Raw genomic sequence first — 13073 nt, 5'->3', positions numbered from 1 at the left:
TTATGAAATTTTTTCAAAAAAAACAGTCACCTAAAAGCTGGCGATGCCTACGGCGAGCAAAGCTATCGCTAATTTTAATCTGTATTCTATTTTTCCTCTCCTTACTCACGCCCATAACAGTAGCTCAAATTACCCCAACTACTACTCTAAAACTCATTGAACAAGCCAAAATTAACTACCAACAAGGAAACTATAATAACGCCATTCCCCTTTGGCAAGAAGCAGCAAATATTTTCGCTAAACAAGGGGATAATCTGAATCAAGCAATGGCATTAAGTAACCTTTCTCTTACCTATCAAAAACAAGGAACATGGACAGAAGCTAAATCTAAAATTGAAGAAAGTTTAGAACTACTCAAAAAGCAACCAGAAACTATTGAGAAACTACAAGTTCTCTCTCAATCTTTAGAAATTCAAGGGCAGTTACAACGAGAAATAGGTGAATCAAATGCTGCCTTCATAACTTGGCAAAAAGCAACCGATATTTATACCCATCTTAATCAATCACAAAGAAAAATTCAGAGTGAAATCAATCAAGCTAAGGTCTTACAAGATTTAGGTTTATATCCCCGTGCTTGTCAAGTGTTATTGCAAACTTTATCCATTGATTTGATTCAAGTTAGTAAAGATGTAAAAGCTAATATTCAAAACTGTAAATCATTAAGTCAATTAAATCAAACAGAACGTGAAAACACTGCTAATTATTTACAAAATATTCTCAACAACCAATTAGAATCATCCTTTACTAATCTGATTCCAGCCTGGATTGATTTAAGTCAAGTTTTGCAAATTATTGGTAATTTAGATTTATCTGAGAAAATCCTGGAATTTCTAGAAACTAAACTTAATAAAAATAGTGTAAATGTTTCTGAAAATAGTCATTTAAAGAAAGATTTAACACTTCAATTAAGTACGGTTTATTTGAATTTGGGAAATAACTATCGTCTTAAAAATAAGATTGAAACAGCATTAAACTACTATCAAAAAGCCATAGATATTGTTCAAAATGATTCATTTGAATATTATCGTAACTTGAATTTTATTCAAGCTAAACTTAATCAAATTAATCTCTTAGTTGTTCAAAATAACTTGCAGGAAGTTAATAAAAAATGGCAGAATCTTATCCAAGAAATTGAAGCCTTACCAGTGACACAAAATCAAGTTTATGCCCAATTAAACCTAGTTCAAAGTTTAATGTGTTGGCAGCATCAAACAAAGCAACGAGATAAAGAAGTTGTTTCTCCACTTCTTCAAAGTTGTCAAGTTCAAAACAAAAAAACAGAACTTAGTGACACTCCTGAACCTCCCACTTTGGAAGTAATTACTAAGATTTTAAATCAAGCTGAACTCTTAGATAATTCCAAAATTCAATCTTATATTAAAGGTTATCAAGGAGCTATTGCCCAAGAACAAGGTAATTTAAGTCAAGCAGAAGAATTAACTCAAACAGCATTAAATTTAGCTGGTGATAACCCAGAAGTTGCTTATCGTTGGCAATGGCAGTTAGCCAAGTTATATAAATTAAACAACAAGCATCAAGAATCTTTAAAAGTTTATGAAAATGCTTACAATAATCTCCAGAAATTGCGACAAGATTTAGTTTCTATTCATCCAGATATTCAGTTTAATTTTCGGGATAGTGTTGAACCAATGTATCGTGAATATGTTGATTTACTATTACAGGATATTGATGATTTGTTAAAAACTGATTCTGAAAAAGCCCATCGACAACGACAATTGAGAACAGCAAGAGAAGTTATTGAAGACTTACAGTTAGCTGAATTAAATGACTTTTTCCGAGATGCTTGTACAGATGTTAAAACAGAAGCTATTGATGAAATTGATCCTGAAGCAGCAATTATTTATTCAATTATTCTGAAAAACCGAATTGAAGTTATTGCTAAATTGCCCAACGAAAATCAGTTACTACATAATTCTTTTAATATTTCTGAATCTGAAGTCAATTCTCAGCTTAAAGGTTTATTGGATGTAATCAAAAGAAGAAGGACTGTAAATGATGAAGTACAAAAAATATCTAAACAATTTTATAATTGGTTAATTCAACCATTTGAACAACAATTTAATCAAAAGCAAGTAAAAACATTAGTATTTATTTCAGATGGATTATTACGTAATATACCGATGTCAATTATTTATGATGCTAATGACCATAAATATTTAATTGAAAAATATGCTGTTGCACTAAGTCCAGGGCTAAAATTATTTAGTTCTAATCCTCTTCCCAAAATTGAATTAAAAGCTCTAATAGGAGGAATAACTGAAGAAAGATTTGGTTTTCCAAGTTTACCAAATGTTAAAGACGAATTAAACAAAGTCCAAGCTACTTTATCTCAATCCCAAGAACCTTTATTAGATGGTAAATTTATTACTTCAAAACTCAAAGAAAAAATAGGTTTAAATAATTTTAAAATTGTTCATTTAGCTACTCATGGTAATTTTAGTTCTAATTTAGAAAATACTTTTATTTTAGCTTGGGATAAAGAGCTTAAAATTCAAGAATTAGGACAATTTTTACAAACTAATCAATTACAAGAATCTTCATTTATCGAATTATTAGTTTTAAGTGCTTGTAAAACAGCATCTGGAGATAACCGGGCAACTTTAGGGTTAGCAGGAGTAGCAGTAAGAGCAGGTGCAAGAAGTACCCTAGCAAGTTTATGGTTAGTAGATGATAAATCAACTGCACAGCTTATGACTCATTTTTATCAAGAACTTAGTCAAGCTCAAAAAGTTAATAATATAACTAAAGCTAAAGCATTGCAAAAAGCACAATTGGCCTTATTAAATGACGAAAATTTTGAATGGAAAAAACCTTATTATTGGTCTTCCTTTGTTTTAGTAGGAAATTGGCGTTAGTCAGAACTTTCTATTTCACAACAAGAAACTAATGGTTGTTCTGTAATTGATTTTAATACTAAATCTAATTCAACACCTTTTGTTTTCAGTAAGTTTTTCCACTCATTCTGTAGTTGCTGATTTCCAGGATTATCTAGAAGACGTTTTCCTAAATCTGTTACTGCATCATGCCAAATTTGATCGCGGATAAAGTCTTCATAATTAGGGGAAGAAACACTTGAAGAAACTCGTTTAATAGAACCATAAGTATCTTCAATATAATCATAATTTACTTGTTCATTAGCCTCTTTTGAACAAACAAGGGTAATATACCAAGTATAAATTTTGCCTTCTTCCAAGGCATATTTTTTATTTTTTGGAGGAGTTAAAGAAACAATACCATGTATATTTTTGGCTTGATAAGAAATCCCAAAAACTCTTTTAGTTTCTTCCTTTTTATCAAATAAATTAACTGAAAGTTCTACTCTTTGTAAATTTTTATAACTTTGGGGAATATAAACCCAAAAAGTAGGATATTCGGAAACTGTTAATCCCATTTTTTGAGGAACTAAAGCAACTGGAAAATCCGAGCTATTATTTTGATTTTTATCGGTGTGATTACAAATTCCCCGACTACCACCACCACCTTGATTATTAGGTCTTCCTGTACCTGAGAAATCTAAAGGTTTGCGACTCTTTGCTAGTAAAATAGAGTTAATAGATTGAGCTTGAACTAACTTGGAGTAAAGAAATAAGTTCGTTGTACTCCAAGTCATAGCAATACTGAAACAATAAAAAATGGAAATTAGTTTATCTTGTGTTCTCATGATTTTGTATCCTTTGAAGAAATTGGGTTTGTAAATTATTCTTAATAACTAAAACGTAGAGAGGAATAGTCACACCACTTAATAATAATCCAATTAATGACGGAACAAAAGGAATCCAACCCCCCTGTAACAAGATTATGTAACAACTACCATATAAAACTATTATCACTACTATATTGTTCAGCAAATGATAACGAAGCGATCTCCAATAGTAAAATCCTGATCCTCCTGCGAATATCCAAGTTGTAATCCAGATAATTTCTATTTCTTCTGGCCACCACCATAAAGTATGCCGATTATCTAAAACTGTACTGAGAATTTGACTTACTTGATGGGCATGAATTTTAACTCCTGGCATCTTTTCGTCAATAGGTGTTAGAAGTTGATCTTGAAAAGATTCTGGTGCTGTCGTACCAATCAAGACTATTTTATCTTTCACTAAATCTGATAATTGATTATCTGATAACCCAGATAGGATTTCTCTTAGATGGACTTCCTCAGCAATTTTCTTGGTAATTCGATAATTTAATAAAATTTGACCTCCTCCAATTTCCTGAATAGGAAGCTTATATCCTCCCGCATTTATTTCTACCCGTCTTCCTAATTTTTTAACAATAAATTCATCAAGTTCTAAATTATCTGGATTATTTCCAGAGTTTAATAGTTTTGGTTCTTTAGCTAGATAGTGATAGGCTAGTTGAAAACTCAACGCGAGATAAGTTTCACATTTTTTATTACGAGGTTGTCCAAATAATTGACGACGAACATATTTAGGTAACTTATTATGATCATCAACAAGAAAATTAGTAAAACCTAAATTATCTTGCACATTAGAAATACTAGGAGGTTTTCCTATACCATCTGTTTCTTGTTTAGCTATTAAACAAACTCCTACAAAATTATCTTTCTGAAAATTTTTAATTAAATTGATGTATTGAGGATTAATAGGATTTTCCCGATAGATATCTAAACCAATAACTCTGGGTTGATATTGATTTAATTTTGCTAATAGTATATCTAAAGCTTGATCAGAAATGGATTCATTTTTGTCAAGTCTAATTTTATTCTCATTTTGATATATTAAATCTTCCTCAGTAATTGTCACTAATAAAATCTTGGTGTCAACACCTTCATTAACAACTAAATGACGCATCCTCATGAGATGGTCAAAAGCTGGAAGTTCTAAAAATTGTAATCCTCCATAAAATCGAATTATTATCATTAATAAAGCAATTACTCCATTAATAATTAAACTAGGAATCAATAAAGAAGGTTCTGGCAGTAAAAAAGATTCTGGGGTGATTTTTTTATCTCGTAACTGTTGCCAACTTAAAGGAATCTGAGCTAAATTTTGATAAATAATAGGCAACCAACTAGCACAATGACATTTATCTTCTAAGTCTTGTAATTTTTCTCTAGCTTCTCTGACTGCTAGATATAATGATTTACCCTGAGTATAACCTTCCAGAAAATAAGTGAGAAATTCCTGTGCAACTAAATCAGGAATAGGTTCTCTCATAACAATAATTTGAGGAATTTGTAAATCAGCTAATTCCCAAGCTAGTCCTAATCCATCACAGGAGTTAAAAATTGCTAATTGTAAACCGTTAGAAATCGCCTTTCGCAAAGAATATTTTAACTGTTCAATAGTGAGACTGTCAGTTCTATTAATATAAATCTTACCCTTTTCATTAGCAATAGTTTCACTATGACCTGCAAAAAAGAGAATATCCCAACCTTCTGTCCATAATTGCTCACTAATTTCTTCTCGTTTCGGTTCTGCTAAAAATTCTATTTTAGTATCACGTATTTTTGATAATTTTTTTCTGTCTGCGTCAATATTAATTCCCTGACTATTACCAAGAATGCTTAAAATTCTCACCTTGTTGATAGATGAATCAGGCAGTTTTGTTTGTTGAGAATCTTTGGTACTAAAAGCAATTTCTGCATGACGATACTCTGTAAAGAAATCCCACAAATGCCAAGGAAGTTTTTGCACTTGTTGATTATCAGTTTCTACAACAATCCAAACGTCTTCATCTGGAGATAAATTAGCGCATAATTTTTTTTCAATTTTGCTAAAAGATGGTGAGTTTAACCAATCATTTAGAGATTGTTTTAACTGCTCACATAAATGAGGAAAATCAATATCAGAAATTTGCTTAGTTCCACCTTTATTAACTTTAGGAATATTACCACGTTGTCTAAATTTCTTGGCAAGAGCATCATAAAGAGATTTCCACTTGATATATAATTCAGGAATTTCTGGGACTGGAGGTAGACTACCTTTTAATCTGAGAATTGGCCAGGATTTATGTATTTCTCGCAGTTCAACTGTGAGGGAAGGAAACCCATCTTCAAAATTACCACTTCCTAAATTTAAAATGATACACTTGCTCACGTAGTTTCCTATGCCTTTAAATTCAATAATTTAAATTTCAAAATCTTCTGTAACTGTGATATTACCAAGAGATACCTGAAGACTAAAGCAGGTTTCTGATACGATATCGAAATAATTAGTCTGAATATAATTATCCTTGATTCGAGACTCAACTTCATCAAGGGATTCTCCTGATTCAGCCAGAAGTTTAAGTTTCAGAGTATGGGGTAAATATTGATCATTTCCTGTAGGATGAACTTCAGCTATAACTTGTACTGAATCATCATCTTTGGGTGTGAGTGAAACAAGAAGTATGATGCTTGTATCTCCTAATTGTACTCCAAAATCAATGAGTTTTGCTTGAACTATTTCTTCTTTTGCTACACTTCTTCTAGAGCGAAAAGCTAATTCAGGGGATTTGGAATTAAGAGAGAGAAAATACTGAATATCTTGCCATCCTTGATTAATTGTTTCCATAAAATAGTTGCTTAACCATTGTTTGAGATTAACTTTTGTATGGTTAAACTGATAAGTAGCAGCATTACTAACAACAACTAAACCAGCATTTAGCAATCGTTTCTGATACAACTCTTGTCTACAATTATCATTTCTCATTAAGCTACACCATTCTGAAAAAGAAATATCTAAATCTAAACGAGGTGAATAGGAAGACGGTTGACTTAATTTTTCGATTAATTCTTTCATGATTTGATTTGATAGTTTAGGTAAAGGTTCAACTGATACTTTCTCATCTAAATTCAGTTTGGTAGCTACCCAAATTAAATCAATATCCTCAACTAAATCTTCTGGTTCTAATACATAAGCTCTTTGGAGATAATTATAGTTTCCCTGTTGCTTTACAGTACGATGACTCGTATAACCCCAAATTCGCATCCATTTTTCTTCTAAATCGACTTGTACAGCTAAATAATAATCAGCTTTCCACTCAGGAATATCTACCCATTCCGCAGGAACATAAAATTCTTCTGTATCAATAATTTCGTTGGGAATTAAGACAATTTTGGTTTTACCGATAGTGATTGCTGTACCATTAACAAATTCCCAAATATTAGATAAGCTATTGGGAGCAGGAAAAGTTAAAGGCATTTCTGATATATCTTCTTCATCTTCTAACCAACGAACGAAAGTTTGAAGACAAAGGTGATTCAAATAAGCATTCCATCGAGCTACATCGTTAGTATATTTTTGTTCTAATTCCCAAGTATATTTTTGTTCTAATTCCCAGATTTTTTTGATATCTTCTTGAGAAAATTCTAAGAAAAGTTGATTACTGTGGATAGGTTTTAGGTGTTGAGTTGTTAGTTTCATGATTAGACTCCTTGATAGTTAATCGTTATTGAGTTATTGAACATAAATTTTGAGCAGACTTACAATTTTTGTTTTTAACTGATCTTGAGCAGGTGAATTCAGTGTGATTTTTAGGGTTTCTTTAATCTGGTCTATCATTTTTGTTTCAATATCTATTTGAGCATTCAGGATAAATTGCTCTATTTCTTGAGGGGATTTTTGTAGAGAATCAGATAGTTGTTGCTCATTTATTTTTTGCCAGTAATGTAAGTTTAACACATTTATTTGTTGAGGCTGTAGACTGCTTTTACTATCTTTGAAAAATGAAAAAATCAACATACAATAATATTGTAAAAGGTATTCATCAAGATAATTTTTGATTTCTTCAAGTCTTTTTATGTCAGGAGTATCGTCATCATTTTTTCTGAGATATTGAGTAATTTTAGTAATTAACTCTGATAATATTGTCTTATGGCGACGGCCAACTGAAGATTGATCTTTACTGATTTCTGCTCCTATTTCTGTATCAGTCATATCTAGGGCATATCTTAAAAAAAGACGCTTTTGTCTATCTTCGTCAAGATTCTGAATTGCTTGCTTTAAAAAGGTATTAATTTGTTCCTGTCCTTCATTAATAAACACTGCTTCTACATTTACAGGAATTGATGTTTCATCAGTAAGTTCATCTATCATCTCTGGAGAATTTTCATTAGATGTGGAAGGAGAGTTTAATATAGTGCTGGTTGGCATTTCTTTAAAAATTCGGATGGCACTACATATACTTTCTAAACATTGTTGTACGAAGTTTACATCTACAGATGATGTTTCTAAGTCTGTGATTGGATATAAATTTTTGGACTTTTGATACAAGTTGATGATATCTCGATATTGTTCTCCAGAGAGAGATGATAAATTTCTATTTTCTCCAGGTTGTTGTGGTGCATAAATAGATTTAAAGCCCTCCCAAATGAGAATATATTGAGAAAGTAAAGGTTCACGATAGTTCTGTCTTTTGAGAGCTTCTATTAGCTGCTTTCTACTAACTTGTCTTAATAATGAACAGCAAGAACGTTTAAAAGTTTTCATGCTATCTTGTTTTCTAAGCTCATCGTCAATTATTCCTTCTATTCTTTTTTGAATGTAATTTCTTAGAGAAAAACAAGAATAGTTGGTATTAATTTTACTACTATCAAAGTTTGTAAATATTTTTTCTGTGTTTGATGCTGCCAACAAAGATAATTGAATTAGTTCTTGAAATGAATCAGGATTATTATTAGAATTTTTGCCTAAATTGTTTATATTTCTCCTAAAATTGTAAGCTGTTTTTATAGCATTTTTACTAGCAAAGGCTACTAAATGTTCCTTAGACAAAGACGAATTAGAGTTGTTTCTAAAATCATCTATGAAATAGTGCAACAGAATGATTTCGCTAATATCGGGACGATCTGCGATTAATTTTTCTATATTCCTCTTTAGTCTGGGAATATATTGCCAACTAATAGGTGAATGAAAATTATGTTCCATTAATTTTGGAAACGTGGCAAATAGATAAATAAGATTTGAGTTGCTTTTATCCATATTTTGATTTCCTCAACTAGATTTTAGCGGTTATTTTAAAAAGATTATATAGCTATTAAGTTACTAACTTCAGCAATGATTTAAAATCAGTAATTAATAATTGCAGGTTTGATTGAAGTTTGTTTCATTCCTGAAAATATTAGGACTTACACAAGATTAATATATTTTCGTCATTGCGATGCCTTCGGCGTTCGCGGAGCGTCTCGAAGAGAGCGTAGCTATCGCAGGGAAGCAATCTCACTCAAATCCATATTTTTCATAGCCTATGCGTCAGTCCTGAAAATACATTGGATGGCGATCGCTAGTGCTACTCCTGTATCGGATCAGTTTTGAAGAAATATGCACAATTGCCAAATAATGATTTATTAAGATTTATTGGTTCTACCGATCCCCTTATGGTAATTAACCATTGATTATGGTGAAACCTTTACAGGGCAAGGTTTATAGGATTTTGTGCCATTATTCCGAATAAAACCCTTACAGGACAAGGCTTTCAAGGATTTTAAACTGGATTTTGCATAAAGGGATCGGTAGACCCGATTTATTAAGCTACAAAATCCTCTATATGACTGGTATTTCCTGATGCAACTTTGACACTGAAGCGATCGCTCTCAAGCTATGCGCTCCTCTGTGAATAATACACCCTACATATCTTTGTTACTTACTCTTACTGATATCCCATAGTTCCGTAAACTCTTGGAAAATTAAGGGGTATGGTGGTATAGTGAAGCCTTTTCTAATTAACCGCCGTGATATCGGCCCTGCTATTATTGGTGATTGATTGGGAAGTTGTGCGCGTTGAAATATGTAAGATATCCAAGCGTTTTTATGGGTGATAATAAGTTGATTAAAAATGCGGAGATCATTATTTTTTAACCATAATTTTCCTGCTTGTTTGACTCGTTGAGCAAATTCATCAAAATCACTTAAATTTTGAGGTAATAGTAAAGGTGATTGCCAAATATAATGTTGTAATAGAGAAGAGTTTGGTGATACATCTGCTATATATAGTTTTTGAGACAGAATAGTTGATGGTGATTCACTCATTTAATTTAATCTGCATATATTAGCTATTTGTGCCAAGTCTACAGCCATTTTTTGACTAATTTTATGATGTTCTCTTTCATAACAAATACTTTGAATATCCAAGCAGATTAATACATTTTTAATATCCAATAAAGTCTGTGCAGATATATCGTCACCATGACTATCTCGATAATAACCAAAATCAGATTTGTATTCATAACCACCAACATGACAATGTAATTTTGGTATTTCTTTCAATAAATCTATCCAATCTGTTATGGGGGTAAATCCATTATATTCAGCAACTCTAGCATTAGAAATATCAAAAAATATTCCACATCCTGTTTTATTCACCATTGCTTCAAAGAATTCTATTTGTTTGTAGCCTTCTGAAGTCATAGAGGCAAAATTTTCCAGGATAATTTGTCTTCCAAGATAATTTTGATAGCGATCAATTCTGTGCCAGACCTCTTCAGGATTATCATAATTAAATTCTAATCCTGATTTAACATAAACATTACCTTGATGAAAAGTGCAAATATGATCAGAAATGTAGAGAGGTTTAATAACATCTACATGAAATTTAAGGTGGCGAAGGAATTCTTCAAATTGTTCTAAATCTCGATCAATAAATCTTGACCACATAATATGAAAAGCAATACTATCGCTAAAACTTGATAAATATTCAACTATTTTATCAGGTGGTAAATGACAATAATTGTCCCAAAGAATTTCTACAAAAGGTAACTTACCGTTATTTCTAATTGGCTGACTAGCTTCGTCATAAATCGAAAATTCAGTCAGGTTATTAACGCTCAAACTCAGTTGAATAGTCATTGGTAAAACTCTTTTTTGATCGAGATTTTTCTCGTGTTCTGTTTAGAGGTTGTTTGAAAAGTCTAAATTATTACTCGCCCTGGCGACTAGAAGTCTCGGCTATACAGACAAAACCCACCTATTCCTTCGGAACGCTACGCGAACGTGGGTTCAAAAGCCTTAATTTTCCGTTAGTCCACCTGCGTGAACTTAGTTTGTGCAGTAGCGTTCGCCCTTGGCGTTGCGGAGCAATATTATATTCGCCGACAACTTTTCAAACATCCTCTTAATACAAATTACTCGAACTTTACAAAAACACTAATTCCTGATTGGGAATCATCGTTTTTGTTACTTGATTTTTCCAACTCATTTGTAAATGCTTGCGTTCCTCAATTTGTCGAAATTCTATCCAAATTTTAGAACGAATTTCATCATCGTCAAGGAAGGCAGACCATTCATTTCTCATTCCCTCTGCAAATAAAATGCGATCACCTTGTTCATTATCTTGAGCAACATATTCTCGAATTTGCTCCCTTGTAATTCTTAGAGGTTGAGCTTCTGTTGTTCCCAAAAGTCTGTAATATCTTCCTAAGTTATCCTTGTATCTTTTCAAGTGTTCATATTTAGCTTTATACTCAGCAAAAGTTTTGAGAGCATCAGGAAGTTCGGGAAGATTATTTTGAGCAAATTCCTGAATATTTTGAGGAGAATTACCTAGCTGTAACTGTGCATAATAAGGGGCAATGATTTCTTTTAAAAAACTATTTTCTGAATAAAACCAGACAACTCCATAAGGTTCTTGATCCCTATTTTTATTGTGATAAATCGTACTGCTTACTCCTGTACAATGTTCTCTATCGCCATCAGGAATTTCTGCACGAGTTAACCCGCTGATACTTTGTAATAAACGACTTTTTCCTTGTCTAGCTCTCCCTACTACACCTATATTCAAAGTAGTTCTCGCAAAACGACGTTTAAGTTTACTCAATGCAGCTAATGCACTATCAATTAAATTATGCAGTTTATTCAAGTCTAGTTTTTTTAATAATTCCACAGAGACAGGATTATCAAGTTGTGGCATGATAGCTAAACGCAATTGTTCTAATTCCTTAAGGAATTCTTGGCGCTGAATTAATAGAGTTTTAACTTGTTCAATTTTTTGAACTAAAGGCTTACGTTGTTGCAGGATATTATTAATAACTAGAGTGCGATTCACGGCATTTGACTCCTGTATTTAGCGTTAATTTGATGATTTCACAATTCTTACTATCTCTTATCGGGTAGAACCGAGTATTTTATGCAGTTATACATGAGATAAATTCATACTTTCATTCACCAACGCCGAAAAATTTATATAGCAATTCCCATTCAAGTGAGGTACAAGCAGTACTAATTAAACGCAGATGGACGCAAATAAACGCAGATAATTTTATACTTCATTAGACTAGGAAATGCTATATACTTTTTAGTTAAGGACTGCAACCATTCGGATCGTAACTGCAATAACTACTACAATCGCAGCAGAAAAGTACATTGGGTTCACCATCCTCATTAAAGAGATTCCAAGAGTAATCTTGATTGTCTTTCAGGTAATATCCGCCCGATAAACGTGGTGCATACTCCTCTCCAGCAAACACATTGTCTTTCATAAACTCATATTTATCTGGGTTATAAAACTGGAGTTTTTCAGGATCACCAATGTAGGTAAGATAACTATCAGCAAAATCCTCATATTGGCTCGTGCGTGCATAATCTGTAACAAAACCAAAACCATCTTGTTCATAAGTTGTTAAACTTTGCTGGTGTAAATCAGACCATTTCTGAGCAATTTCTGGGTTGTAAGCGATAATATTTTCATGGACATTATGACCGATTTCGTGAGTCATGGTAGCAGTGAGTTCTTGCGGTCCAGCAAATTGTTCACCCCAAATACAAATTTGATGAGTATCCCGTTCAAATGAGCCTTTAGCATGAGGATAAAGTTCGTTAGGTACGGGTTCATAACGAATAGCTGAACAGTTTTCTAAATGAGATTGAGGTATTGTTTCTTGAATGTAATCAGCAATGTCTTCATTTGAGGCAAGGTTGCTGAGTTCAAATTTGCTGACTTCAGTTTGGTTAATTAGTTCAGTTTGAGCGCTGATTTCTCTGGTTTTTTCTTGAGAAAAGGATTCTAAATTACTCATTGGTTTTTCTCTGATTGTGATTGATTAGTCTTTTGTTGAGTGAGATACAAGAAGCCCAACCCGCAAGCGAGGAGGGAACTATGATGTATTTCATTCA

General features: G+C 32.4%; 9 protein-coding genes. 1 reads left to right on the top strand and 8 read right to left on the bottom strand.

Translation table 11 applies throughout. The features are described 5' to 3' along the window. Positions 1–2 precede the first annotated feature (2 nt). Positions 3–2876, top strand: coding sequence for a CHAT domain-containing protein (locus ACOWPH_RS28330; RefSeq protein ID WP_015217841.1), 2874 nt, complete (start codon positions 3–5; stop codon positions 2874–2876). On the opposite strand, the gene ACOWPH_RS28325 is transcribed toward ACOWPH_RS28330, so the two are convergent. The 8 genes from ACOWPH_RS28325 to ACOWPH_RS28290 all read right to left on the bottom strand — a co-directional run bounded on the left by ACOWPH_RS28325 (position 2873) and on the right by ACOWPH_RS28290 (position 12976). After that, the gene (locus tag ACOWPH_RS28325) at positions 2873–3682 is read right to left on the bottom strand and encodes a DUF928 domain-containing protein (RefSeq protein ID WP_015217840.1); all 810 of its coding nucleotides are present in this window, start codon (positions 3680–3682) and stop codon (positions 2873–2875) included. The genes ACOWPH_RS28330 and ACOWPH_RS28325 overlap by 4 nt on opposite strands. Continuing rightward, positions 3666–6083 carry a CHASE2 domain-containing protein gene (locus ACOWPH_RS28320; RefSeq protein ID WP_015217839.1) on the bottom strand — a complete coding sequence of 806 codons (2418 nt, stop codon included), beginning with the start codon at positions 6081–6083 and terminating at the stop codon, positions 3666–3668. Before ACOWPH_RS28320 ends, ACOWPH_RS28325 begins: the two co-directional genes overlap by 17 nt. A gap of 30 nt (positions 6084–6113) precedes the next feature. Next, on the bottom strand, positions 6114–7391 hold the full coding sequence (locus ACOWPH_RS28315; protein ID WP_015217838.1) for a DUF1822 family protein: 1278 nt from the start codon (positions 7389–7391) through the stop codon (positions 6114–6116). A 33-nt stretch (positions 7392–7424) separates the two neighbouring features. Next, positions 7425–8948: a hypothetical protein gene (locus tag ACOWPH_RS28310; RefSeq protein ID WP_015217837.1), complete on the bottom strand. Its 1524-nt coding sequence runs from the start codon at positions 8946–8948 to the stop codon at positions 7425–7427. A gap of 657 nt (positions 8949–9605) precedes the next feature. Beyond that, a complete protein-coding gene (locus ACOWPH_RS28305; RefSeq protein ID WP_015217836.1) occupies positions 9606–9995 on the bottom strand; it encodes a hypothetical protein in 390 nt (129 codons plus the stop codon). Then, the gene (locus tag ACOWPH_RS28300) at positions 9996–10811 is read right to left on the bottom strand and encodes a DUF692 family multinuclear iron-containing protein (protein WP_015217835.1); all 816 of its coding nucleotides are present in this window, start codon (positions 10809–10811) and stop codon (positions 9996–9998) included. A gap of 286 nt (positions 10812–11097) precedes the next feature. Continuing rightward, positions 11098–12006 (bottom strand): hypothetical protein, encoded by a 909-nt coding sequence (locus ACOWPH_RS28295; protein WP_015217834.1) that lies wholly within the window; start codon positions 12004–12006, stop codon positions 11098–11100. Positions 12007–12259: 253 nt separating this feature from the next. After that, positions 12260–12976 (bottom strand): hypothetical protein, encoded by a 717-nt coding sequence (locus ACOWPH_RS28290; RefSeq protein ID WP_015217833.1) that lies wholly within the window; start codon positions 12974–12976, stop codon positions 12260–12262. Between the last annotated feature and the right edge of the window lie 97 nt (positions 12977–13073).

The organism is Anabaena sp. PCC 7938 (assembly GCF_049315035.1).
Classification (GTDB): domain Bacteria; phylum Cyanobacteriota; class Cyanobacteriia; order Cyanobacteriales; family Nostocaceae; genus Anabaena; species Anabaena cylindrica.
This window is presented reverse-complemented; position numbering and strand designations above follow the sequence as displayed.